This window comes from Cryobacterium sp. MDB1-18-1 (genome assembly GCF_004402735.1).
Lineage (GTDB): Bacteria > Actinomycetota > Actinomycetes > Actinomycetales > Microbacteriaceae > Cryobacterium > Cryobacterium glucosi.
On sequence record NZ_SOFR01000055.1, the window covers coordinates 43,862 to 69,642 of the forward strand.

The 25,781-nt window shown below is 68.6% G+C and carries 20 protein-coding genes; 10 read left to right on the top strand and 10 right to left on the bottom strand.

Annotated features, from left to right (window positions below):
• Window positions 1-3: 3 nt before the first annotated feature.
• The gene (locus E3O50_RS14140) at window positions 4-849 is read right to left on the bottom strand and encodes a GntR family transcriptional regulator (protein WP_241975377.1); all 846 of its coding nucleotides are present in this window, start codon (window positions 847-849) and stop codon (window positions 4-6) included.
• Between the two features lie 78 nt (window positions 850-927).
• On the opposite strand from E3O50_RS14140, the gene E3O50_RS14145 reads away from it, so the two are divergent.
• The gene (locus E3O50_RS14145) at window positions 928-1,896 is read left to right on the top strand and encodes a carbon-nitrogen hydrolase family protein (RefSeq protein ID WP_134559392.1); all 969 of its coding nucleotides are present in this window, start codon (window positions 928-930) and stop codon (window positions 1,894-1,896) included.
• Window positions 1,897-1,905: 9 nt separating this feature from the next.
• Window positions 1,906-3,276, top strand: a complete 1,371-nt coding sequence (locus E3O50_RS14150) for an APC family permease (protein WP_134559394.1) — start codon at window positions 1,906-1,908, stop codon at window positions 3,274-3,276.
• Window positions 3,277-3,372: 96 nt separating this feature from the next.
• On the opposite strand, the gene ilvC is transcribed toward E3O50_RS14150, so the two are convergent.
• From ilvC to E3O50_RS14175, 5 genes are all read right to left on the bottom strand, one after another.
• Window positions 3,373-4,401, bottom strand: coding sequence for a ketol-acid reductoisomerase (ilvC, locus tag E3O50_RS14155; protein ID WP_134447367.1), 1,029 nt, complete (start codon window positions 4,399-4,401; stop codon window positions 3,373-3,375).
• A gap of 65 nt (window positions 4,402-4,466) precedes the next feature.
• A complete protein-coding gene (gene ilvN / locus E3O50_RS14160; RefSeq protein WP_134447365.1) occupies window positions 4,467-4,976 on the bottom strand; it encodes an acetolactate synthase small subunit in 510 nt (169 codons plus the stop codon).
• A 4-nt stretch (window positions 4,977-4,980) separates the two neighbouring features.
• A complete protein-coding gene (locus E3O50_RS14165) occupies window positions 4,981-6,813 on the bottom strand; it encodes an acetolactate synthase large subunit (protein WP_134559396.1) in 1,833 nt (610 codons plus the stop codon).
• A 38-nt stretch (window positions 6,814-6,851) separates the two neighbouring features.
• Window positions 6,852-8,546 carry a dihydroxy-acid dehydratase gene (gene ilvD / locus E3O50_RS14170; RefSeq protein WP_134559398.1) on the bottom strand — a complete coding sequence of 565 codons (1,695 nt, stop codon included), beginning with the start codon at window positions 8,544-8,546 and terminating at the stop codon, window positions 6,852-6,854.
• Window positions 8,547-8,589: 43 nt separating this feature from the next.
• A complete protein-coding gene (locus E3O50_RS14175) occupies window positions 8,590-10,806 on the bottom strand; it encodes a bifunctional alpha,alpha-trehalose-phosphate synthase (UDP-forming)/trehalose-phosphatase (RefSeq protein ID WP_241975378.1) in 2,217 nt (738 codons plus the stop codon).
• A gap of 178 nt (window positions 10,807-10,984) precedes the next feature.
• On the opposite strand from E3O50_RS14175, the gene E3O50_RS14180 reads away from it, so the two are divergent.
• On the top strand, window positions 10,985-11,842 hold the full coding sequence (locus E3O50_RS14180; RefSeq protein ID WP_134559402.1) for a sugar phosphate isomerase/epimerase: 858 nt from the start codon (window positions 10,985-10,987) through the stop codon (window positions 11,840-11,842).
• Between the two features lie 89 nt (window positions 11,843-11,931).
• Here E3O50_RS14180 and E3O50_RS14185 read toward each other — a convergent pair whose 3' ends face one another.
• The 3 genes from E3O50_RS14185 to E3O50_RS14195 are packed head-to-tail and all read right to left on the bottom strand — an operon-like array spanning window position 11,932 to window position 17,593.
• On the bottom strand, window positions 11,932-13,929 hold the full coding sequence (locus tag E3O50_RS14185; protein WP_134559404.1) for a YhgE/Pip family protein: 1,998 nt from the start codon (window positions 13,927-13,929) through the stop codon (window positions 11,932-11,934).
• Window positions 13,926-16,949, bottom strand: coding sequence for an MMPL family transporter (locus E3O50_RS14190; RefSeq protein WP_134559406.1), 3,024 nt, complete (start codon window positions 16,947-16,949; stop codon window positions 13,926-13,928). Before E3O50_RS14190 ends, E3O50_RS14185 begins: the two co-directional genes overlap by 4 nt.
• Window positions 16,950-16,954: 5 nt before the next feature.
• Complete coding sequence (locus E3O50_RS14195) at window positions 16,955-17,593, bottom strand: TetR/AcrR family transcriptional regulator (RefSeq protein WP_134447353.1); 639 nt, start codon at window positions 17,591-17,593, stop codon at window positions 16,955-16,957.
• A gap of 139 nt (window positions 17,594-17,732) precedes the next feature.
• Here E3O50_RS14195 and E3O50_RS14200 point away from each other — a divergent pair, with 139 nt between their 5' ends.
• From E3O50_RS14200 to E3O50_RS14230, 7 genes are all read left to right on the top strand, one after another.
• Window positions 17,733-17,921 (top strand): hypothetical protein, encoded by a 189-nt coding sequence (locus E3O50_RS14200; RefSeq protein ID WP_134447351.1) that lies wholly within the window; start codon window positions 17,733-17,735, stop codon window positions 17,919-17,921.
• Between the two features lie 113 nt (window positions 17,922-18,034).
• Window positions 18,035-18,466 (top strand): hypothetical protein, encoded by a 432-nt coding sequence (locus E3O50_RS14205; protein ID WP_134559408.1) that lies wholly within the window; start codon window positions 18,035-18,037, stop codon window positions 18,464-18,466.
• A 73-nt stretch (window positions 18,467-18,539) separates the two neighbouring features.
• Window positions 18,540-20,381, top strand: coding sequence for a glycoside hydrolase family 15 protein (locus E3O50_RS14210; RefSeq protein WP_134559409.1), 1,842 nt, complete (start codon window positions 18,540-18,542; stop codon window positions 20,379-20,381).
• A gap of 67 nt (window positions 20,382-20,448) precedes the next feature.
• Window positions 20,449-21,093, top strand: coding sequence for a biotin transporter BioY (locus E3O50_RS14215; RefSeq protein WP_134559411.1), 645 nt, complete (start codon window positions 20,449-20,451; stop codon window positions 21,091-21,093).
• A gap of 6 nt (window positions 21,094-21,099) precedes the next feature.
• The gene (locus E3O50_RS14220; protein ID WP_134559413.1) at window positions 21,100-21,780 is read left to right on the top strand and encodes an ABC transporter ATP-binding protein; all 681 of its coding nucleotides are present in this window, start codon (window positions 21,100-21,102) and stop codon (window positions 21,778-21,780) included.
• Window positions 21,777-22,370: an energy-coupling factor transporter transmembrane protein EcfT gene (locus E3O50_RS14225; RefSeq protein ID WP_134447342.1), complete on the top strand. Its 594-nt coding sequence runs from the start codon at window positions 21,777-21,779 to the stop codon at window positions 22,368-22,370. The genes E3O50_RS14220 and E3O50_RS14225 overlap by 4 nt, the downstream gene beginning before the upstream one ends.
• 118 nt (window positions 22,371-22,488) lie before the next feature.
• Window positions 22,489-22,926: a flavodoxin family protein gene (locus E3O50_RS14230; protein ID WP_134447340.1), complete on the top strand. Its 438-nt coding sequence runs from the start codon at window positions 22,489-22,491 to the stop codon at window positions 22,924-22,926.
• A gap of 68 nt (window positions 22,927-22,994) precedes the next feature.
• On the opposite strand, the gene mgtA is transcribed toward E3O50_RS14230, so the two are convergent.
• A complete protein-coding gene (gene mgtA, locus E3O50_RS14235) occupies window positions 22,995-25,706 on the bottom strand; it encodes a magnesium-translocating P-type ATPase (RefSeq protein ID WP_134448038.1) in 2,712 nt (903 codons plus the stop codon).
• Between the last annotated feature and the right edge of the window lie 75 nt (window positions 25,707-25,781).

The following is a 25,781-nucleotide window of genomic DNA, read 5'->3' on the forward strand; positions in this document are numbered from 1 at the left end:
AGATTAGCCGTCGGAGTGCGGCGCCGCGTCAGGCAGCGGGTCAGGAGACCTGGAGGGGGGCGTGGCGGTGACCGCTGTCGGGGCATCGTTCGGTGGCTGCGGCAGCCCCATGAACATGGTGTGGTGCAGGGCCTCGACGTGCGCGCGGGCGATGCGCACGGCATCCACAGGGTCGGAGCGGCGGAGCGCGGCAACGAGGTCGGCGTGGTCGTCGTTGACCCCGTGCAGGAAGGAGATCGGATAGGGCAGGAAGTATCGGTAGAGGGCGGCGAGGGCGGCACGGTAGAGGGGAAGAGCGAAGTCGAGGCCGCTCGCGACGGCGACTCCGACGTGGAAGCTCTCGTCGGCCAGGTGGTACTCGGTCCAGCTTCTGGCCTCCCGCATCCGGGTGATCTGCAGGTCGAGGACGGCGAGGTCGGATTCCGTCGCGGCGAGCGCGGCGTGGTGCACGACGGCGCACTCGAGGAGCACCCGTCGGTCGATGAGATCGTGTACTTCGGCGGCGTCTGCGAGATAGCTGCGGATCTCGGCGACGGCCGAGTGGGCGGGGACGTCGGCGACAAAGGTTCCGCCGCCTCGGCCCCTGCGGCGCACGAGCACGCCGTCGTCCGCGAGGCTTTCGAGCGCTCGCCGGGCCGTGATCGGGCTAACGGCGAGAGCCTCCGCAACGTCGTCGACGGGCGGGACACGCTCCCCGGGCAGGAGCAGGCCGAGGTCGACGGCGAGGGCGAGCCGGGCCCGCACGGTGTCGATGGCCGCGAGGCGGGTGATCCCGGTGACGGCGGCGGCGGTCAGGGCCGCGAGGCCCGATGGCGCCGCTTCAGTGTCGCCCGGTATCGATGTGGTCACGACACCACAATAATCGACACGAAACGCGCCGGTAATGTTCAAAATGATCTAATTTAGGAGAACTCGGAAGGACGAAGGATGAGAACCCTGAAAGTGGCCGCCGTGCAGGCGGCTCCCCAGCTGATCGGAGCCGCGATCGAGCCGTTCGCCGCCGAGCTGCGGTCCGTGCTTGCCGGAGCCCCCGATGCCGACGTGGTGGTGTTTCCCGAGTTGCATCTCTTCGGCTCCCCCGCGGACCGCGGCGACGTCACGTCAGAACCTGAGTCGGCCGACGCACGGAACGCGAGCCTCAGGGCATCCGCCCAGCCCCTCGACGGCCCGCTCGGCGATTCCCTCGGAGCGCTCGCCAGGGAGGCAGGCATCTGGCTCGTTCCGGGGAGCGTGTGCGAACTCGGCCAGAACGGGGAACTCTTCAACACGGCCGTGGTGTACGCCCCGACGGGGGAACGCGTGGCCTCATACCGCAAGATGTTTCCCTGGCGGCCGTTCGAACCGTACGATCCCGGCGACCGGTTCGTCGTCTTCGATGTGCCCGGTGTCGGGCGGCTCGGCCTCTCCATCTGTTATGACGCCTGGTTCCCCGAGGTGACCAGGCATCTCGCGTGGCTCGGTGCAGAGGTGGTACTGAACCTCGTGAAGACGACGACGGACGACCGCGCCCAGGAGCTCGTGCTCGCCCGCGCCAACTCGATCGTGAACCAGGTCTTCACCGTGAGCGTCAATTGCGCAGGTCCCGTCGGCCGGGGTCGGAGCATCGTCGTCGACCCGGAGGGCCACGTCCTCGACGAGAGCGCTGACACCAACTCCGACGTGCTTCTGACCACCATCGACCTCGACCACGTGACCCGGGTGCGAGTGCAGGGAACCGCGGGTACCAACCGACCGTGGGCGCAATTCGCCGACACGGATGCCCCGATCGAGCTCCCCCTGTACGGCGGCCGGATCTCTCCTTCCAGCTGGCAGCCCCAGTCCTGGTCCCCGACCTCTCCAGCCCCGCTGATCTCAGTAGTAGCCCCCGCAGTTCGCCCCGCCACCCCAACCCAGTAAGGACGACCCATGGTTACGCCAACGCACCCCAGTCCCACCCTCACTCGTTCTCTCACGCTCTCCTCTGTCGTAATCTTCGGCCTCGCCTATATGACGCCGATCATCGTGCTCGGGATCTTCGGCATCGTCGCCGAGGTCACCGGCGGCGCCACGCCCGCCGCCTACCTCGTGGCCCTCGTCGCGATGCTCTTCACCGCATCGAGCTATGGGCGGATGGCCGCCGCGTACCCGGTCGCGGGGTCGGCATACAGCTACGTGCGCCGCGCGATCGACTCCCGCGTCGGTTTCCTCGTCGGCTGGGCCGTCCTTCTCGACTATCTCTTCCTGCCGATGGTGATCTGGCTGATCGGTGGCGCGTACCTCGGCGCTCAATTCCCCGACGTGCCCGGGTGGATCTGGATCCTCGGGTTCATCCTCGCGACGACCGCGCTCAACATCATCGGGATCCGGGTGGCACAGAAGGCGAACTACATCCTGATGGCCTTCCAGGTGCTCGTGATCGTGCTCTTCGTGGCCCTCTCGATCGGCTCCGTCCTCACGAACTCCGGCCCGCTTGCCCTCTTCAGCTCCACGCCGTTCTTCAACGACACGGCGAGCCTCACCGGCATCTCCGCAGGGGCCGCGATCGCCGCATACTCCTTCCTCGGTTTCGACGCCGTCACGACGCTGACAGAGGAGACGATCAACCCGCGGAAGACCATGCCGCGCGCGATCATGCTCATCGCCCTGATCGGCGGAGCGATCTTCATCGTCGTGGCGTACACGACGACACTCGTCCAGCCGGGCGGCGTCTTCGAGAACGTGTCGTCCGCCGCCTTCGACATCGCTCTCACCATAGGCGGCAACGTGTTCGGCGCGATCTTCATCGCCGGGCTCGTGCTCGGCCAGTTCGCCTCCGGGCTCGCCGCCCAGGCCGGAGGAGCCCGTCTTCTCTACGCGATGGGCCGCGATGGCGTCCTCCCCCGCCGAATCTTCGGCACCATCAGCGAGCGCTACCGCACGCCCGTGATCAGCATCATCATCACAGGAGCCGTCGGCCTCATCGCCCTGTTCCTCGACGTGGCAACCTCGACATCGTTCATCAACTTCGGCGCCTTCACCGCGTTCACGTTCGTGAACCTCGCCGTGATCGCCTTCTTCATCCGCGAGCGCAGGGCCGGCCGGCACCACAACGTGTGGCTGTACGTGGTCGTGCCCGCGATCGGAGCCGTCATCGATGCATGGCTGCTCACCAAGCTCGACGTGAACGCGATCACGCTCGGCCTCACCTGGCTCGGCGTGGGCGTCGTCGTGCTCGCCATCCTGACCAGGGGCTTCCGGATTTCGCCGCCCGACCTGGCCTTCGAGGAGGCTGAAGAGGCCGTCCTCACCGAGCACTGACCCTGCGGGGCGTTACGACGAACGGCGGGGCTCCTCGGGTAGAGGGGCCCCGCCGTTCATGGTGCGGTGCGCGGTGCGTCGTGCGCGATGCGGTGGTTAGCGGGCGGCTTCGCCGTCGACGTAGTCGTCGTCGTTCGAGGCGTTCCACGCGAAGAGCTTGCGCAGCTCGCGGCCGGTGGCCTCGATCGGGTGCTCTTCGCCCTTCTTGCGGAGAGCGAGGAACTCGGGTGCTCCGGCGTCCTGGTCGGCGATGAAACGCTCGGCGAACGCGCCGCTCTGGATGTCGGCGAGAACGGCCTTCATGTTCTCCTTGACGTGCGGGTCGATCACGCGCGGGCCGGAGACGTAGTCGCCGTATTCCGCGGTGTCGGAGACGCTCCAGCGCTGCTTGGCGATGCCGCCCTCCCACATCAGGTCGACGATGAGCTTGAGCTCGTGCAGCACCTCGAAGTAGGCGACCTGCGGCTGGTAACCGGCCTCGGTCAGGGTCTCGAAGCCGTACTGGATGAGCTGCGAGACGCCGCCGCAGAGCACGGCCTGCTCGCCGAACAGGTCGGTCTCGGTCTCTTCGGTGAAGGTGGTCTTGATGCCGGCGGCACGGAGCCCGCCGATCGCCTTCGCGTAGCTGAGAGTCAGCGGCCAGGCATTGCCGGTCGCATCCTTCTCGACGGCGACGATGACGGGTACGCCACGGCCGGCCTCGAATTCGCGACGCACGGTGTGGCCGGGTCCCTTGGGGGCGACCATGACGACGTCGACGCCCTCCGGTGCGGTGATGTAGCCGAAGCGGATGTTGAACCCGTGTCCGAAGACGAGCGCCTTTCCGGCCGCGAGGTTCGGAAGCACGTCAGCGGCGTAGAGGTGACGCTGCACCTGGTCGGGCGCGAGGATGACGATGACGTCGGCCCACTTGGCTGCCTCGGCGGTGCTGAGGACGGTGAAGCCGACCTCTTCGGCCTTGGCCTTCGACTTCGAGCCATCCTTCAGGCCGATGACGACCTCGACACCCGAGTCGCGGAGGTTCTGGGCATGCGCGTGTCCCTGCGAGCCGTAACCGATGACGGCTACCTTCTTGCCCTGGATGATCGACAGGTCAGCGTCTTTGTCGTAGTAAATCTCAGACACGAGTGGTTATCTCCTAGTTGTTTGGTGAAGAAAGGTCGGTGAAGAAAGGGGGTGAGGGGCGGACGCTAGCTCTTGAACACGCGTTCGGTGATCGATTTGGACCCGCGGCCGATGGCGAGCAGTCCGGACTGTGCGATTTCCTTGATCCCGTAGGGCTCGAGCACGCGCAGCAGCGCCTGGGTCTTGCCGGAATCCCCGGTCACCTCGATCACGACGGAGTCAGGGGCGACGTCGACGACCCGCGCACGGAACAGCGTGACGGCTTCGAGCACCTGGGACCTCGTCGTGTTGTCCGCACGCACCTTGACCAGCAGGTGCTCGCGCTGCACGGACTGCGCGGGGTCGAGCTCGACGATCTTGATCACGTTGATCAGCTTGTTGAGCTGCTTCGTGACCTGCTCGAGCGGGAGGTCCTCGACGTCGACGAGGATGGTGATCCGCGACAGGCCGGGGATCTCGGTGTGGCCGACCGCGAGGCTTTCGATGTTGAAGCCGCGCCGGGCGAAGAGGCCGGCGACGCGGGTCAGCAGGCCGGGCTTGTCCTCGACGAGGAGGCTCAGGACATGGGAACTCATGGGCTTACTCCTCTCCCCAGGTCGGTGCGTGGTCTTTCGCGTACTGCACGTAACTGTTGCTGACGCCCTGGGGCACCATCGGCCAGACCATCGCATCGCGGCTCACGACGAAGTCGATCACGACCGGGCGGTCGTTCGTCGCGAGGGCGAGCTTGATCGCGTCGTCGACCTGGTCCGCGCTCGTGACGCGGATGCCGAGCGCACCATACGCCTCGGCGAGCTTCACGAAGTCGGGCACCATCGCCGAGCCGTGCCCGGTGTTCAGGTCAGTGAAGGAGTGCCGACCGTCGTAGAACAGGGTCTGCCACTGGCGCACCATGCCGAGCGAGGAGTTGTTGATGATCGCGACCTTGATGGGGATGTTGTTGATCGTGCAGGTCGCGAGTTCCTGGTTGGTCATCTGGAAGCATCCGTCACCGTCGATCGACCAGACCACCCGGTCGGGTTCTGCGACCTTGGCGCCCATCGCCGCGGGAACGGAGTAGCCCATCGTGCCGGCACCGCCCGAGTTGAGCCAGGAGTTGGGGCGATCGTACTTGATGTACTGGGCCGCCCACATCTGGTGCTGGCCGACGCCGGCGGCGTAGACGCCCTCCGGCCCGGTCAGTTCACCGATGCGCTTGATCACGTACTGCGGGGCGAGCAGGCCGTCCGTCGGCTCGGAGTAGCCGAGCGGGAACTCCTCGCGGAGACCGTTCAGGTAGCTCCACCACTCGGTGAAGTCCGGGGTGGTGGTCTTGAGCACCGCGGAGAAGGCGACGGTCAGGTCGGCGAGCACGTCCTTGGCGTCTCCGACGATGGGCACGTCTGCGGTGCGGATCTTGGAGATTTCCGCGGGGTCGACGTCGACGTGCACGATCGTGGCGTGCGGCGCGAACTCGCTGACCTTCCCGGTGACCCGGTCGTCGAAGCGGGCGCCGAGCGCGATGATCAGGTCGGCCTCCTGCAGGGACAGCACGGCGGGAACGGTGCCGTGCATGCCCGGCATGCCGAGGTGCTGGTCGTGCGAGTCCGGGAAGGCGCCACGGGCCATCAGCGTCGTGACGACGGGCGTGCCGGTGAGTTCGGCGAAGGCGAGGAGCTCGGCGGATGCGCGGGCGCGGATGACGCCGCCGCCGACGTACAGCACGGGCTTCTTCGCATCGGCGAGCAACTGGGCTGCCGCCTGCACCTGCTTGCCGTGGGCCTTGGTGATCGGACGATAGCCGGGCAGGTCGATCTTCGGCGGCCAGATGAACGGCGCCGTCTTCTGCTGGGCGTCCTTGGTGATGTCGACGAGCACAGGGCCTGGCCGGCCGGTCGAGGCGATCAGGTAGGCGGATGCGATCGCACCGGGAACGTCTTCCGGGCGCTTGACGAGGAACGAGTGTTTCGTGATCGGCATCGTGATGCCGACGATGTCGGCCTCCTGGAAGGCATCCGTGCCCATCAGCGTCGAGAAGACCTGGCCGGTGATGCACAGGATCGGCACCGAGTCCATGTATGCGTCCGCGATCGCCGTGACGAGGTTCGTGGCGCCGGGGCCTGAGGTCGCGATGGCGACGCCGACGCGGTTGCTCGCCGAGGCGTAGCCCTCCGCAGCGTGGCCGGCGCCCTGCTCGTGGCGCACCAGGATGTGCCGGATGGCGTCCTGGGTCATCAGCTCGTCGTAGAGCGGGATGACGGCGCCGCCGGGCAGGCCGAAGACATCCGTCACGCCGAGCAGTTCGAGGGTGCGGATGATCGCACCGGAACCGGTGAGGAGTTCGGGCTCACCGGATGCTGCCGCGGCGGACGACGTGGCGGCCGAGGTCGGCGAGGGCGTGGGTGATGGCACGGGGTTCTGTTCCGCGGTCATTGATTCAGGTCCCTAAGGTCGAGTACGAATGGTGAGCGCTACCCCGTGACGGCGCCAACGGCCGCCGATTGCACGAGCTTCGTGTACTTGGCGAGCACGCCGCGGGTGTAGCGCGGAGGGAGAGGCGCCCAGCCGACTCGTCGGGCGTCGAGCTCTTCAGGGTCGACCAGTAGGTCGAGCGTGCGAGCTGCGATATCGACCCGTATGAGATCACCATCGCGCACGAAGGCGATCGGACCTGCGTCCACCGCTTCGGGTGCTATGTGGCCGATACACAGTCCGGTTGTGCCGCCTGAGAATCTGCCGTCCGTTAACAGTAGTACATCGGCACCGAGCCCGGCGCCCTTGATGGCCGCGGTGATCGAGAGCATCTCGCGCATGCCGGGGCCTCCCTTGGGGCCTTCGTAGCGGATGACGACGACGTCGCCCTTTTCGATGGTGCCCTCGGTGAGGGCGTCCATCGCCGCGCGCTCGCGCTCGAAGACGCGGGCGGGTCCGGTGAACACGTCACTGTCGAAGCCGGCGGTCTTGACGACAGCGCCCTCCGGCGCCATCGAGCCCTTGAGGATGGTGATGCCGCCGCTCTTGTGGATCGGGTTGTCGAGCGTGCGGAGCACCTCGCCGTCGAGGTCGGGCGGGTCGATCTCCGCGAGGTTCTCTGCGACGGTCTTCCCGGTGACGGTGAGGGCGTCCCCGTGGATGAGGCCGGCCTCGAGCAGGGCGCGCATCACGGCGGGCACCCCGCCGTGGCGGTCGACGTCGTTCATGACGTACTTGCCGAACGGCTTCAGATCGCCGATGTGCGGAACCTTGTCGCCGATCACGTTGAAGTCGTCGAGGCTCAGTTCGACCTCGGCCTCGCGGGCGATGGCGAGCAGGTGCAGCACCACGTTCGTGGAGCCGCCGAAGGCCATGGCGACGGCGATCGCATTCTCGAAGGCCTTGCGGGTGAGGATGTCCCTGGCCGTGATGCCGAGGCGCAGGAGGTTGACGACGGCCTCGCCGGAGCGGTGCGCGTAGTAGTCGCGGCGGCGGTCGGCCGAGGCGGGGGACGCGGATCCCGGAAGGCTCATGCCGAGGGCTTCTGCGACGCTCGCCATGGTGTTCGCGGTGTACATGCCGCCGCAGGCACCCTCGCCGGGGGCGAAGGCGCACTCGATCCGCTTGGCGTCGGCCACGGACATCCGCCCGGCCTTGACGGCGCCGACGGCCTCGAACGAGTCGATGATGGTGATGTCTTTTTCGGTGCCGTCCGAGAGCTTGACCCAGCCGGGCGCGATCGAGCCGGCGTAGAGGAAGACACTCGCGAGATCGAGCCGGGCAGCGGCCATCAGCATGCCGGGCAGGGACTTGTCGCAGCCGGCGAGCAGCACGGAGCCGTCGAGGCGCTCGGCCTGCATGACGACCTCGACGGAGTCCGCGATGACCTCTCGGGAGACGAGGGAGAAGTGCATGCCCTCATGGCCCATCGAGATGCCGTCGGAGACGGAGATGGTGCCGAACTGCAGCGGATAGCCGCCACCGGAGTGCACGCCCTCCTTGGCCGCCTGCGCGAGGCGGTCGAGGGACAGGTTGCACGGTGTGATCTCGTTCCAGGAACTCGCGATGCCGATCTGGGGTTTGTCCCAGTCCGCGTCGCCCATCCCGACGGCACGGAGCATTCCGCGGGAGGTCGTGGCTTCGATTCCGTCGGTGACGTCGCGACTACGCGGTTTCAGATCGATCTCAGGCATGTAGTGATTCTAGAACCTGTGTTTCGGGAACTTTGCCGCAGGGTTACCGTTCGCTGGGAGTTCCGGGGGTTCCGGGAGCTGGGGCGGCCTCCCGGAGGTCGGCGATCAGCTGCAGCACGATCGGCACTTCCTCCGGTCCGCGCACCCGGTAGCCCGCGAGGGAGGTGCCTGCGCCGATCTTCAGTCCGAGGTCGCCGGGGTGCAGTGCGGTGAAGGCGTCTTCGTCCGTCACGTCGTCTCCGGCGTAGAACACCCGGTCGGCGCCCGTGTATGCACGGAGCCGTTCGAGCGCGTCACCCTTCGAGCTCGAGCGCACGGAGAATTCGAGCACATTCTTTCCCTCGCGCACGGTGAGGTCTGGCAGCACGGCGCCGAGCTGCACGCGGGCGTCGCGTTGCACGGCCTGGCCGGCCTGCGCGGTCGACTTGCGGGTGTGCAAGGCCAGGCCGGCGGGCTTCCGTTCGATCCACGCACCCGTCACGGATGCCGAGACCCGTTCGAGCACGCGGGCGAGCGTGTCGAGCTGGTCGAGTTCGTCCTGGTCGAGTCCGAGCTCTTCGCCCGGGGTGTCCAGCTGGACCTCGATGCCGTGTGAACCGGTCAGAAGCACCTCGACCTGCGGTTCGGCGACCTGGCGCAGGCTCGCGAGCGACCGGCCGGAGACGAGGGCGACACGCACGCCGTCGAGTCCGATCAGGCGTTCGACGGCCTCCCGGGTGCCGGCGACGGCACGCGAGTCCTGGGGGTTGTCGACGATCGGGGCGACGGTGCCGTCGAAGTCCAGCGCGATGAGCAGCGAGCCCGCGGAACTGAAGTCGCGGAGGGCGTGAGCGAGATCATCGGGAACGCCGGGCTGCACGGCGGCACCCTCCCGGAGTGTGCGGAGGAAGGACGACGACCAGGCGGCGACGTCGTTGTCGAACACCTTGCGGCGCAGGGCGCGCATCCGCCGCTGCCGTTCGGGGCGCGGCATCGCGATCGCACGCAGGATGGCTGCCTTCATGCCGTCGATGTCGTGCGGGTTGATCAGCACGGCCTGCTTGAGTTCGTCGGCCGCCCCGGCGAATTCGCTCAGGACGAGCACGCCGTCCTTGTCGTCGCGGACGGCGACGTATTCCTTCGCGACGAGGTTCATCCCGTCGCGGAGGGCGGTGACGAGCATGACGTCTGCGGCGAGGTACAGGGCGACCATTTCCTCGCGCGGGTAGCCGTGGTGGTGGTAGCTGATCGCGGTGTGGCTGATCGTCGAGTAGTCGCCGTTGATCCGGCCGACGGCGAGTTCGATCTCGTCGCGGAGGGCCATGTACGCTCCGACCCGTTCCCGGGACGGGCTCGCGACCTGCACGAGGGTGACGTCCTCGACGGAAATCGACCCGTCCTCGAGGAGCTCGCCGAAGGCCTTCAGCCGGTGGCCGATGCCCTTGGTGTAGTCGAGCCTGTCGACGCCGAGAATGATCGTCTTCGGGTTGCCGAGGTCCTCGCGGATGCGGCGCGCGCGGGCCTGGATCTCCGGACGTTTCGCGAGGTCGGCGTATGCGACGGCGTCGATCGAGATCGGGAAGTGCTTGGCGATCACCCGGCGGTGGTGTCCCCCGGCGCCTGGAACGTCGATCGCGACACCGCGGGTGGTGTATCCGAAGAGGCGACGGACCGCGCGGGAGAAGTTGCCGGCATCCGCCAGCCGCTGGAAGCCGATCAGGTCGGCGCCGAGCAGGCCGTCGAGGATCTGCTTACGCCACGGGAGCTGCGCATAGATGCCGTACGGCGGGAACGGTATGTGGTTGAAGAAGCCGATCACGAGGTCGGGGCGCATGTCCCTCAGCATCCGCGGCACGAGTTGCAGCTGGTAGTCGTGCACCCAGACGGTTGCACCGGCTGCCGCGGCCGCGGCGGCCGCTTCGGCGAACCGGCGGTTGACGCGCACGTACGCCTCCCACCATTCGCGGTGGAAGCTCGGCGGGGAGATCACGTCGTGGTAGAGCGGCCAGAGGGTGTCGTTGGAGAAGCCCTCGTAGTAGTCCTCGAGGTCGGCGTCGGTCAGCGAGACGGGAACGATGTTGATGCCGTCGTTTTCGAAGGGGGCGAACTCGCGGTCGGCGACGCCGGGCCAGCCGACCCACGCGCCGTCGGAGGAGCGCATCAGCGGCTCGAGGGCGGTGACGAGTCCGCCGGGTGAGGTCTTCCAGCTTTCGGTGCCGTCCTCGGCGACGACGAAGTCCACGGGCAGCCGGTTCGAGACAGCGACGAGGGCGTATGTCACCTTCGGCTCGGCGGCGGGCGTGTTAACGGCTTCAATCGAAATGGCTGGTCCGTTCCGGTACCTGCACGGCGCACGCACCTCGGTGAACTTCCAAGGATACCAGCAGCCCCGGCGGAGCCCCCTGACTATTCGGGCGCGCGACACCCGTTGTTCAGCAGTCGGGTTTACTCTGGCGCCAATGATTCGCATCGGCATGAGCACGACGTGCGCCTATCCGCTCTCGACGGAGCACGCCTTCCGGCTCGCGAAACTCGCGGGCTACGACGGCATCGAAATCATGGTCTCCCGCGACGACGTCACCCAGGATGCCGCTGCGCTCCTGGCCCTGTCGCGGAAATACAAGCTGCCGATCTTCTCGATCCACGCTCCCGTGCTCCTGCTCACGCATTTCGTCTGGGGTCGGGACCCACTCGTGAAGCTCGAACGCTCGGCGGCGCTCGCGGCCGAGGTCGGGGCGCGAACCGTCGTGGTGCATCCGCCGTTTCGCTGGCAGGCCGACTTCGCCGTCACGTTCCTCGACTCCGTGCGCGAGATCAGCGCGGACAGCGGCATCGAGATCGCGGTCGAGAACATGTTCCCGTGGAAGTTCGGCGGCCGGGGCATGAAGGCGTACTCCCCCGGCTGGGACACCACCCGGATGGACTGCGACGCCGTCACGCTCGACTTCTCGCACTGCGCCCTGAGCGGGCTCGACAGTCTCGCGATGGCGACGGAGCTCGGCGACCGTCTCCGGCATGTGCATCTCTGCGACGGCTCCGGCTCCCTCGACGAGGGCAAAGTCTTCGACGAGCACCTGCTGCCCGGCCGTGGCAGCGAGCCGGTCGCCGAGGTGCTCAACCTGCTCGCGCGCACCGGCTGGGACGGCCGGATCGTCGCGGAGGTCAACACCCGCAAGGCGCGCACCGAGCAGGAACGCCTCGTGCTGCTCGTGGAGACCCTCGCGTTCGCGCGCTTGCACACCGCCCAGCGCCGGGTGCGCCGCGCCCCGCGGTCGCCCCGCGCCCACGAGTCCCTGCGCCCCGGACAGCAGCACTAGCCCCGTCCCCACGCGCGAAAGCGGGTGAATCGTCGGTCTGGTCCGCTCAAACCGACGTTTCACCCGCTCTCGCGGAAGGAGCTCGTGCGTCAGCCGCGGGCGAGGGCCAGGGCGAAGGAGCGCGGGCCGCGCTTGGCGGCAACGGCCCAGAACGTCAGGCCGATGCTGACCACCGCGAAGAGCAGCAGGATGCCCACGGCATTGAGCGCACCTGCTCCCCCTCCGGAGACGATCCCCTGCATGCCGCTCACGGCCCAGGTGAGCGGCAGGAACGGGCTGATCGCCTGGAACGGCGCCGAGACGAGCTCGATCGGGTACAGTCCGCCGACCGCAGTGAGCTGCAGGGCGAGGAGCACGAGGGACACCACGATGCCGACCCGTCCGAACGCCACGGTGAGGAACTGGTGCACCGCGACGAAGACGAACGCGAGGAAGACCGCGAAGCCGAGTGTCGCCGGGAGCAGGGTCCAGGTCACGCCGAGCGAGGCGTGCAGCAGCGCGACGACGACGACCGCCTGGGCTGCGGCAAGGCCGAACGCCCGGCCGAAGCCACGCGAGACAAGGCGCCCTGTTGAGGCGGTCGAAGCGAGAGCGGTGCTTGTCACCGGGCGCATCACGAGGAAGATCGCGAGCGCGCCGATCCAGAGCCCCACCGGCACGAAGACCATCCCGAGGAGCGGGCCGATCGTCGCGATCGGGTTGTCGCGGCTCGTGGTGATGGCGACGGGCTCGGAAACGACCGAAGCCGACTGCGCAGGGTCGTCCTGGTTCAGCTTCTTCGCGCTCTCGGCTCCGGACGCGAGCCCGGTCGCGAGCTGGCTCGCGCCCGTCTCGAGCTGGTGCACCCCGGTGGCCGCGGCCGCGGTCCCCGTCGCGAGTTGGGAGACGCCGCTCGAGAGGCTCGAGACGCCGGAGGCGAGGCCGGTCGCGCCCGTCCGCAGCGATGCCGAACCGGCTGCGAGCTTCGCGGCCCCTGTCGCGCTCTGCGCCACGCCGCCCTGCACCCCGGTGAGGGCGGATGTCGTCTGCTGGCTGAGTCCGGCGCCCTGCGTCGAGAGGGTGTCGAGTCCGCCCTGGAACTGTTTCAGTCCGGCCTGGTAGGTGTCGAGTCCGGCCTGGTACTGGGCGATGTAGGCGTCGGCGTTTGCGGGGTCAGCCTTGATCGCCGCGGCGACGCCGGCGAACTGGCCGGCCAGCGTCGTGAAGCCCGCCGAGACCTTGGTGAACCCGGTTGCCGCCTGCGTGACTCCCCCGGTGTACTGGGCGACGCCACTGCTGAGGGCGCTGAGACCTGCCGTGCCGGTGTTGAGTTTGCCGAGGCCCGCACTGAGCGCATCCACCCCGTTCGTGTACGCGGTAACCCCGGTCGCGAAGCTCGACGCTCCTGTCGAGGCGGACGCCGCCCCGGTTGCAGCGGAGGCCGCGCCCCCGGAGAGGGAATCGAGGCCGGTGGCCACTCCGGTGACGCCCGTCGAGACCTGGCCGGCGCCATCCGCTGCCGTCGTCAGCGAGCCGCCGAGCGTTGACAGGCCGGAATACAGGCCGCTCAGGTACTGGGTCGTGATCTGCCGGCCGAAGACGCCCGTCATCGCGGAGCCGACCGTCCCTGCGACGGTTCCGGCGAGATAGGAATGCGCGTCATCGGTGCGGATGGCGAGCTCGGCCTGGGTCGGCGCTGCGGTGCCGATCGAGGTGATCGACTTGGAGAAGTCTGCGGGGATGGTGAGCACCGCGTATGCCTTGCCGGAGGCGAGTGCCGCCGCAGCGTCCGCGGAATTGGAGATCGTCCAGGCGAACCCGGTCGACGCCGTCCGCGACGAGGCCGGCGCGGTGAGCTCGGTCACGAGCAGGCGCCCGGCGAGCACGGTCTGCTTCGTGCCGTCCGCGGCCGTCGTCGTCACGAAGGTGTCGTTGTTGACGACGATCGCCGGCAGGGTGTCGAGCCGCTGGTCGGCGGTCGCGAGCGCGCCGGCGAAGACGCCTGCGACCGCAAGGGGTACCACGATCAGTCCGGCGAGTACGGCGCCGAAGGTCCAGCGGCGCTGTCCCGGCGTGTGGCTGAAGAGTCGTTCGAGCGTGGTGCTCATCGCAGTGCGGCCTTTCCATCCAGGGCGTCGGCGCCGAAGACGGCGTCGCGGGGGTCGAGGGTGTCGGTTGGCCGGGTCGCATGACGCGGCTCCGGGTCGAGCGGTGGGTATCCGCCGAGAGCTCCGCGGGCGGTGGGACCCGCCGTTTCGACGGGCTCGAGCGTTTCGAGGTCGACGACGAGCACGGCCCGGCCGGCTGCGGCGAGCGGATGCTGCGACGCCGCCGCGATGATGAGCGTGGTGTCTGCGGGGGCGAGCGTCGCGACCACGACACCGATGCTGAGTCCTGCGGGATCGGCGGGGAGTCCTTCGCCCAGGTCGATGACGACGACGCCAGGACGCTCGGCGAGCGCCGCCGCGACGAGGACCGCGGCACGGGACACGGCGGAGAGGGAGGACACCGGGGTGTCCGCGGTGAGGGGTGCGACCGGGGCACGGTCGTGGGCGATGGCACGGTTGATCCGTCCGATCCAGCCGTCGAGCTGACCGCGCCGGCTGCGGGAGCGGAACCGTGGCTGGGTGAGGTCGAGCCGCTCGGCGAGCAGTTCGCCGATGGTCAGGCCGTTGTCGCGGCTGTCGCCGACGTCGGCGAGCGCGACGACGCGCAAGGCGCGGCCGCGTTCGGAGGGCAGCGGGTAGCTGAGCACCTGGAGCCGGCCGGAGACCGGGTCGAGACGGCCGGCGAGCGTCGCGGCGACGACCCGGCGATGGGCGGTGGTCCCGGTGAGGACCAGCACCGATCCGGTCGGCACGGAGACGGTGAGCGGGCCGATCGTGCTGCCCGGCAGGCCGAAGACGGCCTGGTCCGCCGTGATGGCGCCGTCCTGGGCCTTCGCCCAGTGGCTGTCGAGCATGTGGTGGCGAAGTCCCTCGCCCTCGATGTCGACGTTGGGGAGCAGGCGGTCGAGCCAGCGCGGCAGCCACCACGCCGCCCGGCCTGCGAGGGCCATCGCTGCGGGCACGAGGGTCATCCGCACCAGGAAGGCGTCGAGGAACACGCCGACGGCCAGGGCGAATGCGATGCCCTTGATCGCCCCGGTGCCGTCGGGTACGAAGGCGAAGAAGACGAAGAACATGATGAGTGCCGCAGCGGTGACGACGCGGGCGGCGTGTGCGAATCCGTAGACGACGGCCTGGCGCGGGTCGTTGTTCTTGACGTACTCCTCACGCATGCCGGAGACGAGGAAGACCTCGTAGTCCATGGCCAGTCCGAAGAGCACGGCCATCAGCAGGATCGGCAGGAAGCTCAGGATCGGACCGGGCGTGCTCACCCCGAGCAGGTCGGCGAACCATCCCCACTGGAAGATCGCGACGGTCGCACCGATCGAGGCGAAGACGGAGAGCAGGAACCCGACCGCGGCCTTCACCGGAACGAAGACGGAACGGAACACCATCGTCAGCAGGATGATCGAGAGCCCGACGACGATGAGCGCGAACGGGATGAGGGCGTTGCTGAGCCGGTTCGAGATGTCGATCGACACGGCCGTCGCTCCCGTCACCGTGACGGGAGTCCCGAGTTCGGAGTCGATCCCCGGCGCGAGGTCGCGGATGGCCTGGACGAGATCCTTGGTCTTGGGGTCGTTCGGCGCGCTGTTCGGCATCACCTGGATGATCGCGGTGTCGACGGTGGCGTTCGGGGTGCCCTTGCCGACGAAGGCGACGTCGGGCAGGGTACGCAGCTTGGCGCTGATCGTCTCGAGGTCAGGGAAGATGTTCGTGGTCTGGGTGATGTCGACGACCACGATGAGCGGGCCGTTGTAGCCGGGACCGAAGCCCTCCTCGATCATGGTGAACGCCTTGTGCTGGGTCGAGTCGACCGGCTCGGACGCTCCGTCCGGCAGGTTGAGGTCGAGGCTGAGCGCGGGGATCGCGAGGGTGCCGAGGATTCCGACGACGAGGATGACGGCGACGATCGGCGCCTTCATCACGAGGCCCACCCAGCGGCGGCCCATCGTGGGCCTGCCCGTGTCCGGCATGGTCGCCCGGTTGTGGGCGCGCCCGCCGGGTTTCGGGGTGAGGCGGCCCTTGGCGAGGCCGAGAATCGCGGGCAGGAGGGTGATCGCGACGAGGATGGCGATGAAGACGGCGACCGCGGCTCCCACACCCATCACGCTCAGGAACGGGATTCCGACGACGAGCAGTCCGAGCAGGGCGATGATGACGGTGAGCCCGGCGAAGACGACCGCGCTCCCGGCGGTGGCCACGCTCGTCGATGCCGATTCGTGCGGCTCGACGCCCCTGGCGAGCTGGGTCCGGTGCCTGGACAGGATGAACAGTGAGTAGTCGATGCCGACGGCGAGCCCGAGCATCATTGCGAGCATCGGTGCGGTGCTCGAGACGGGCACGAACGCGGAGATCGCGGTGATACCGCCGATCGCAACGCCGACGCCGATGAGCGCCATCAGCAGGGGCATCCCAGCCGAGGCGAGCGACCCGAAGGTGATCAGCAGCACGACCCCGGCGAAGAGGAGGCCGAAGACCTCGGTGATGGTGATGCCGAAGGTGTTGGACGAGAAGACCTGGCCGCCGAAGGCGACCTCGAGACCGGCCTTCTCCGCGATCGCGGCCGTCGCCGTGACGGCGTTGAGGGTAGCGTCCGTCACATCCGCGGATGGACCGTCGAGTTGAACGACGCTGCGCGCGGTGGCCTCGTCCGTCGAGATGGCGCTCGAGGCGTAGTCGGAATACGGGGTGATCACGGACACGACGCCGGGAACGGCCTCGAGTTCGGTCGCCATGTCGGTGATGGCCGTCTTGTACGGCTCCGTGTTGACGGATGCCCCGTCCGGCGTCCTGTAGACGACCTGCACCGAGGCTCCGGCCGCCTGGGGGAAGACGGCGGCGAGCTGGTCGATCGCGTCCTGCGATTCGGTGCCTGGGATCGCGAAGGACTCGGCGGTCTTGCCGCCGAGCGCGATGCCGCCGCCGAGGATCCCGACGAGGAGGAGTGCCCAGACGCCGATGACGAGCCACGCGCGCTTGTAGGCGAAGTGGCCGATCCGATACAGAAGGGTTGCCATTGTGATTACTTCCTGGGCTGGGTGGTGCGGACGGCGACGGGGGCGAGGAGCTCGGAGAGGAGGGTGATGAGGGCGGGCCGGAGATCGTCGGTCGGCGTGATGTCCTCGTCGAAGAACGTCAGGCCGGCGACGAGGGAGTACGCGGCGCCGCCGAGCGCGACACCGAAGCGCATCCGGTCGATGGTCGTGGCGTGCTCCTGGCAGAGGGCGTCGCCGAGGCGCACGATCAGGGCCCTGGCCCGATCGATCACGGCGATGCCCTTGAGGGACTGGGCCTGATTGATCAGGACATGCACTTCGAGCCGGTACTGGAGCAGGAAGTCGACGAAGTCCTCGATGAACCGGTGCCGCGAGGCCGCGTTCTCCGAGGTCGACGTGAACCCGCCGAGGATGGCCTCGAGGCGTTCGATGGCCGGGGTCAGCACCTCGCCGAGGAGGGCGTCCTTCGAGGCGAAATGGTAGAGCACACTCGATTTCGAGTACCCGGCGGATGCTGCGATCTGCTGCAGGGAGGTACCGGCGAACCCGACGGCAGCGAACTGCTGGAGCGCCATGACCCGCAGTTCGGCTCCCGCGCCGGGGCGGACGGTCGCGGTCGCGGTCGCGGCCGCTGCGGGGACGAGGTCTTCCGGTTCGATCTGCACTGGACTACCTTACCTGACCGATCGGTCAGTTCCTGCACGGTCGGTCAGTTTGTTCACCCGACGGAAACATGCCGGATGCCTGGGACCGGGCGGCACACGACCCGGTCCCGATCCGGGTACCGTGGTCCTCGGAGGACCCATGCGAAAATTCATCTTCAGCAGCGCGATGCTCGGCGTCGTCGCCGGCGGTTGGAACATCCTGCAGGCCACCCGGCGCGGACCGCGCGACTGGCGATTGCTGCTCATGTGGATCGGCTGGGCGCTGAGCGCAGCCGTCGCCATTGGCACCATCGTCAAAGATGCCGATGAACGGCAAATCGACAGCTAGAAGGCCCCGGTTTCCCTCCCGGACTCGCGATTGACCGGCGTGTCCGCGGTTCAATCATGCCCGGGGCCGCCACACTGATAGCAGAAAGAGCTTTCGATCGAAAGGGGCTCCCGATGTTTGGTCGACGACGTCGTGCCGCGCCTGCTATTCCGGTACCGGTGCTGCCCACCCCCGAGCTCAGCGACGACGAGGTGTTCGACCTCTTCCACGGCGAGCTGTCGCGGCTGATCGGCGAGCAGGGACTCTGGACCCTCGTTCCGCGCAGCCCCGCGGACACCGACGTGATCTTCCACGGCCTCAAGGCCCGCCAGGTGGCCGCCTCCCTGACATCCGCGCTCCGCAGCGCCACCTCGGAACTGCGCGGCGAGTCCGTCGGTGAACCGGCGGCACTGTCGTTCACCCCCGCCCCCATCACCGTCTGGGCCGAACCGGATGCCGCGGCCCGCAAGCCGACTGCCCCGCAGGCGGAACGTTTCGTCTCGGCCGTGCCGCTCCCGGGGTACACCGCTGTCGAACCCGCAGAACGCGCCCGCCTCGTCGCCTGAGGATTTCCTCCGGGTCCCGGCCCGGGCATCCGCTCACGGCCGGAGGACGCCCGCGCGGTGACAGGATGTCTGCATGCCCCTGAACATCGAGGATTACGCCCTGATCGGCGATTGCCATTCAGCGGCCCTCGTCGGCAGTGACGGAAGCATCGACTGGCTCTGCCTGCCGCGCTTCGACTCCGCGTCCATGTTCGGCGCGCTCCTCGGCACCGAGGACCACGGGCGCTGGCTGCTCGCCCCGGCAGACCCCGCTGCAACGAGCACGCGCAACTATGTCGACGGCACCTTCATCCTGGCCCAGGTCTGGACGACCCCGACCGGACGTGTCGAGGTCCTCGACTTCATGCCGCACGGTGACGGCCGGCCGGACGTGCTCCGCCGGGTGCGCGGCCTGGCCGGTGCCGTTGAGATGACCGAGGAACTGCGCATCCGTTTCGGCTATGCAGTGAGCATTCCCTGGGTGCGCCAGGTCCACCAGGACGGCGAGACCGTGCTGCTCGCCGTCGCGGGGCCAGACGCCATCGCCGTGCGCGGCCCGGAACTGACCGCCGCCGATCACCGGCACACGGCCACATTCACGGTCGCGGCGGGAGAGGTCGTCGACCTGCAGCTCGCCTGGCATCCCTCGCACCGGCCGCCGCCCGCCCGGATCGACGTCGACGCCGCCCTGGCTGCGACGACCGCCTGGTGGACAGACTGGGCGCGCTCGTGCACCCACGACGGTCCATACCGGGACGAAGTCGTGCGCTCCATGCTCGTGCTGCGGGCGCTCACCCACGAGGAAACCGGCGGCATCGTCGCGGCGGCGACGACCTCGCTGCCCGAATTCCGCGGCGGCCACCGCAACTGGGACTACCGCTACGTCTGGCTCCGCGACGCGGCGCTCGCCCTCAGCGTGCTGCTCGCGCACGGGTACGCCGAGGAGGCCCAGAACTGGCGCGGCTGGCTGTTGCGCGCGATCGCCGGCGACCCGGACGACGTGCAGATCATGTACGGCCTCGCCGGCGAACGCTACCTGCCGGAACGCGAGCTCCCGAGCCTGCCCGGGTACCGCGGGTCCAGCCCCGTGCGGGTCGGCAACGGCGCCGTCGACCAGTTCCAGGCCGACGTCATCGGCGAGGTCATGGTGGCACTGCACGCCGCGCGCCACAGCGGCCTCACCGAGGGCGAATTCTCCTGGCCGCTGCAGCGCGCCCTGATCGGGTCCCTCGAACGATCCTGGTCCCGGCCGGACCAGGGTATCTGGGAGGTGCGCGGTCCGGCCCGCGAATTCACCCACTCCCGCGTGATGGTCTGGGCGGCCTTCGACCGGATGGTGCGGGGCTGTACCGAATTCGGCCTCGACGGCCCCGTCGAACGCTGGACCGCCCTCAGGGACGAGATCCGCAGCGACATCGAGCAGCGGGGCTTCAACGCCGAACTCGGCACATACACCCAGTACTTCGGCGGCACGGAGGTCGACGCCTCCCTGCTCGTGCTTCCCCAGGTGGGCTTCCATGATCCGACGGATGCCCGGATGCTCGGCACGGTCGCCGCGATCGAGGCCGACCTGTTGCGGGACGGCCTGGTGCTGCGCTACCGCACGGAGGTTCCTGTCGACGGACTGGCCGGTGGCGAGCATCCGTTTCTCGCCTGTTCCTTCTGGCTCGTGGAGCAGTACGCGAACTCCGGACGGGGTGAAGACGCCCGGGCCCTGATGGACCGGCTCGTCGGATTCGCCAACGACGTGGGCCTGTTGAGCGAGGAGTACGACGTCGGCGCGGGCCGCCAGGCCGGCAATACACCGCAGGCGCTCAGCCACCTCGCCCTCGTGCGTGCCGCCGATGCGATCACGGCGATGGAGGATCGGGCAGCCCGGCTCGCCGGGACGGGCAACGACGCCGCCACTGTGGCCGTCCCCGGCGCCGGCGGATAGAGATCCGCCGGATTCTTTGTAGGTCTCCTCTGGAAACCGCCCCCGCGCTGCTCGTACATTGAAAACCATGACCGCCAGAACCCTGACCGTGCGCGACCTCGCGCAGATCGCCATCTTCGCCGCGCTGATCGCGGCGCTCGGCGTCCCCGGACCTCTCTCCCTCGGCGTGATCGCGGTGCCGATCACCCTGCAGACCCTCGGCGTGATGCTCGCCGGCGCGGTCCTCGGGGCCCGCAAGGGCTTCTTCGCCGTACTGCTCTTCCTCGCCCTCACGGCGGCAGGGCTGCCGCTGCTCGCCGGCGGCCGTGGCGGCCTCGCCTGGTTCACGACCTCGCCGTCCGCTGGCTATCTCTACGGCTGGCTCCTCGGCGTACTCGTGATCGGGTATCTCACCGGCCGGCTGCTCCCGAAATACCCGTTCTGGCCAGCCCTCGGCGCGACCGTGCTCGGCGGCATCGTCATGATCTACGCCATCGGCGTTCCCGTCACGGCGTTCACCCTGCACCTCCCGATCTGGGGCGCCCTGGTCGACGCCTCGAAATTCCTGCCTGGAGACGCGATCAAGGCCGTGGTCACGGTGCTCGTCGCCCGGCAGGTGCACCGCGCATACCCGGGGCTCATCCCCCGCCGCCGCGCAGTCACCGCGTCGTCCGCAACCTCGACCCCGACCTCGACCGCGACCCCGACCCCGGCCCGGGCCTCGGACGAGTAGGCCACCGTGAGCACGATCGTCTTCGACGGAGTGTCGCACTCCTTCGGCGACCGCAGCGTGCTCCGCGACCTGAGCCTCACCCTCACCGAACGCCGCATCGGGATCGTCGGCGCGAACGGCTCGGGCAAATCCACCCTCGTCCGCCTGATCAACGGGCTCATCACACCGGATGCCGGGACTGTCACGGTCGACGGGCTCCTCGTCGCGAAGAACGCGCGCGAAGTACGGCGCAGGGTCGGCTTCATCTTCACCAATCCCGACAACCAGATCGTGATGCCCACCGTCGAGGAAGACGTCGCGTTCAGCCTCCGCAAACGCGGACTGGGCGCCGCCGAGATCGCCGGCCGCACCCAGGCGGCACTCGACCGCTTCGGGCTCAGCGCCCACGCTGCCCATCCGGCGCATCGGCTCTCCGGCGGCCAGAAGCAGTTGCTCGCCCTCGCCGCCGTCCTCGTCGGCGAGCCGCAGGTCGTCGTGGCCGACGAGCCGACAACGCTCCTGGACGCCCGTAATTCCCGGCGCATCGCCGACCTCTTCCGGGCCATGACCCAGCAGGTGATCGTGGTCACCCATCAGCTCGACCTGCTCGAAGACTTCGACAGGGTGATCTGCATCGAGGACGGCACGGTCGTCGCGGACGGCGCACCGGCCATGGCCATCGATGCGTACCGGGCATTGCTGGCATGATCGGCCTCTACTCCCCCGGGCATTCACTCCTCCACCGGGCGCCGACCCTGCTCAAGCTCGCCGTCCTGTCGGCCGGGGTGCTCTGGGTCGGCATTCTCGGCGAGCCGTGGCAGCTCCTGGTCGCTCTCGGCATCATCGCCGGCCTGTATCCCGTGGCCGGCGTGCCTCCGCGCGCAGCCTGGCAGCAGATCGGTCCGATCCTGTGGATCCTCCTGATCGCCGTGCCGATCCAGGCGCTCCTGTCTGGCTGGGTGCCGGCGGCGCTCATGGCCGGGCGGTTGCTCGCGGCCGTCGCCCTCGCAGCGCTCTTCACGCTCACGACCACCGTCACGGCGGTCCTCGAGGGGTTCCAGCGGCTGCTCCGCCCCTTCGATCGCTGGGTCGATGCCGACAGGGTCGGACTGCTCGTTGCGATCACTCTGCGCTGCATCCCCCTCGTCGCCGAGATCGTCACCGAGGTACTCGAGGCACGCAGGGCCCGCGGCACCCAGGGTTCCCTGCTCGCGCTCGCGGTGCCGGTCGTCGTGCGCTCCCTGTACGCAGCGGATGCGATCGGTGAGGCCCTCGTCGCGCGCGGCCTCGACGACTGATCGCACCCGTCTGACACCCGTTCTGGGTGCTTCTCCGGCACGAACGAGCCTCGACAGGCCCACCCTCCGGGACCACACTGAGAGCATCTGAACCGTCGTTTCCGACTGGAGGCCGCTCGTGAGCGCGCTCGTTGTCTTCGATTCCAACTACGGCACCACCGAATCCGTTGCAGGGGCCATCGCGGATGCGATCGGCGGCAGTGCGGTGTCCGTTTCGACCATCAGCCCGGACAGCCTGACCGGAGTGGATCTCCTCGTCGTCGGCTGCCCGATCAACGGCTGGCGTCCGTCACCGCGGATGCAGGCCTTCCTCGACCAGTTGAACCCCGGCACCCTGCGCGGCATCCAGGCTGCCGCCTTCGACACCCGGGTCCACTCGCCCCTGCACGGGGATGCCGCAGGAAGGGTGACCCGCAGGCTCAAGTCCGCAGGGGCCCACATCCTGACCCGGCCGACGGGGTTCATCGTCGACGGCAAGACCGGACCGCTCGCCGACGGGGAGCTCGACCGGGCACGACAGTGGGGCGACTCGATCGTCGCCGCCCTCGCCTCCTGATCCGTTTCCTGATCGGCCCCTGATCAGCCCCTGATCAGCCTCCGTCAGGATCCGCCTGCGTCGTGAGGCTATTTCCGCCCGGCCCTGGCACGTCGGCGCCGCGAGGCCGACCGTCGCCTGGCGACGACCGCTCCCGGTTCCACGACGCTGAAGCGTGCCGCGCGCCGGGCAAGGTGGTGGCTCGAGACCCGCTGACGGGTGGCCGTCGGCTGCTGCGCGGGGCGGCTGAAGAACCACTGCTTGGCGAACTCGACCAGGACGAGGTACAGCACGGTCATCCCGGCCAGGGCGAGGAAGAACGGCAGCGGCAGCGGGTCGAAGCCGAGGACTCCGGCGAGCGGAGAAAACGGCAGGTACATGCCGATCGCGACAACGGAGAACGCCGAGATGGTGAGCCCTCGAGAGGCCCGGCTGCGCAGGAACGGCACCCGTCTGGTGCGGATCGCGAAAATAATGAGCGTCTGCGTGGCCAGCGATTCGATGAACCACCCGGCCCGGAACTCTCCGGGCGCGGCCTGGAAGACCAGGAGCATCAGCGCGAAGGTCGCGAAGTCGAAGAGCGAGCTGATCGGGCCGAACAGGAACATGAAGCGCCGGATGTACCCGATGTCCCAGTGCGAGGGCGCGAGCAGCTGCTCCTTGTCGACCCTGTCGCCGGGAATGGCGAGCTGGCCGGCGTCGTACAGGAGGTTGTTCAGCAGGATCTGCCCCGGCAGCATCGGCAGGAAGCTGAGCACGACGGATGCCGTCGCCGCGCTGAACATGTTGCCGAAATTGCTCGAGGTGCCCATCAGCACGTACTTGATCGTGTTCGCGAAGATCCGTCGACCTTCCATCACCCCGTCTGCCAGCACTCCGAGGTCTTTGTCGAGCAGCACGACATCCGCGGCGTCCTTGGCGACATCCGTTGCGCTGTCCACCGAGATCCCGATGTCGGCTCCGTGCAGGGCGAGGGCGTCGTTGACGCCGTCGCCGAGGAAACCGACGGCACGCCCGTTCGCCCGCAGGGCGTGGATGAGCCGGGACTTCTGCTCCGGGGACACCCGGGCGAAGATGCTCGCTTCCTCCGCCCGGACCGCGAGTTCGGCATCCGTGAGGGCGTCGATCTCCCCGCCCGTCAGGGTGCCTCCCGACTCGAGGCCGAGGTCGCCGCACACCTTCTCCGCGACCCGGGCGTTGTCCCCCGTCGCGATCTTCACGGAGATGCCCAGGGTCTCGAGCCGCTTCAGTGAGGCCCGCGCGCTCTGTTTCGGGCGGTCGAGGAAGATGAGGAACCCGGCGAGCGTGAGGTCGTTCTCATCGGCCGGGCTGATGTCCGTGAGCCCGGAGCCGGTCCGGGTCGCCACCGCGACGACGCGGCTGCCCTTCGCGTATTGCTGGTCGAGCAGGTGCCGGGCGGCCGGTGCCACGTCGCGGCAGACCCGGAGCACATCCTCGGGCGATCCCTTGGTGACGAGGGTGAGCGTCCCTGCCGGGTCTCGCACGAGCACGCTTGTCATCCGGCGCTCATGGTCGAATGGGATCACGTCGAGCCGGGTGTACTCGGACACCTGCGAGGCCGGGGCCTCCGGTGCGGCCCAGACGGCCACATCGAGCGGGTTCTGGCCGACCGTCGACACCGTGCCCGTCGAGTAGTCGACCTCGGTCGCGAGCAGCCCGAACCGGAGGACGTCACCCGCGTCCACGTGCGGGGCCGCAGGGAGCGCCGTCGTGAACGAGATCTTCCCCTCGGTCAGGGTTCCCGTCTTGTCCGTGACGAGCACGTCCATGTCTCCGAGGTCCTCGATCGAGACCAGGCGCTTGACCAGCACCTTGCGCTTCGCGAGCTCCCTGGTTCCGGTGGCGAGGCTCGTAGACACGACGGCGGGCAGGAGCTGGGGCGTGATCCCGACCGCGATCGCGAGCGAGAACAGCAGGGACTCGAGCAGGGGGCGCTGGAGAAGCAGGTTTGCGACGAAGATGAGCGTCGTCAGCCCGATGGCCACCTGGAGCAGCAGCAGCGAGAAACGCCGCAGGCCGAGCTCGAACTCGGTCTGCGGCTGCCGGGTGCCGAGGCCGAGCGCAATGCGCCCGAATTCGGCGTGGGCGCCCGTGTAGACGACCACGCCGACGCAGCTTCCGGACTGGATGACCGTGCCCATCAGCACGCAGGAGTTCAGGTCGCCGAGCGCCGCTCCGGCGGGGATGGGTTCCGGCGACTTGTCAACCGGCAGTGATTCCCCGGTCAGGATGCTCTCGTCGCAGAGCAGGTCCTCACACGAGAGCAGGCGGATGTCGGCGGGGACGACGGCGCCGAGGGACAGGTGGAGGATGTCGCCGGGAACGATGTCGACGACATCGATCTCGACCAGGGACCCGTCCCTGACGGCGACGGCCTTGTGCGTCACCCGCGAATGCAGCGCCTCGGCGGCGAGCTCGGCCCGGTACTCATTGCTGAAGCCGAGCCCGACGCTCGCCAGGAGGATGACGCCGATCACGATGGAGTTGGTGACGTCCCCGAGGAGAAGCGACAGGGCGGCGGTCACGATCAGGAGGATGAGGATGGGACTGCGCAGTTGCCTGCCGAGCACGGACAGGGGACCTGCCTTGTGCGTGCGCACCGCATTGGGTCCGGTCGAGGCGAGCCGACGAGCTGCCTCGACGCCGGTCAGGCCCGCAGCCGTTGACCCGAGTCGGCTCAGCACCTCACCGGCGCTGCTGCTCGCGAAGTCCGCGAGCGTCGTCGCCTCGGGAGGCTCCGGGTTCAGCCTCGCGGTTTCCTTCGACGTGAGGTCGGGCATCTCCGTCATCTTCTTCTCGGTCCCCCGGTCAGGCGCCTCCGGCGGCGCTGATTCCGAGACTATCCCTCCCCGGCG